Source organism: Segatella copri, assembly GCF_003465495.1.
Classification (GTDB): Bacteria; Bacteroidota; Bacteroidia; order Bacteroidales; family Bacteroidaceae; genus Prevotella; species Prevotella copri_G.
In genome coordinates, this window is record NZ_QSAV01000142.1 from 305 (window position 1) to 553 (window position 249).

The following is a 249-nucleotide window of genomic DNA, read 5'->3' on the forward strand; positions in this document are numbered from 1 at the left end:
ACTGGATGGAAAACTGTTGAAATCAACGGTATTGAGTTTGAGCTGAATTCCATCCTTGTTGAGAAATGGAAAGGAAAACCGTATCGTCTTGTCATACAGAGACAAAGGCGAATAGAGGGAGACCTTGACATTTGGGAAGGCGAATATACCTACAGATGTATACTGACTAACGATTACAAGTCGAGTGCAAGAGATATCGTGGAATTCTACAATCTTCGTGGTGGCAAGGAACGCATCTTCGATGACATG

At 42.2% G+C, this 249-nt stretch carries 1 protein-coding gene; it reads left to right on the forward strand.

The window, feature by feature from the left end; translation table 11 throughout:
- On the forward strand, positions 1-249 hold a 249-nt coding region (locus tag DWV53_RS16355), incomplete at both ends, for a transposase (RefSeq protein ID WP_259319022.1).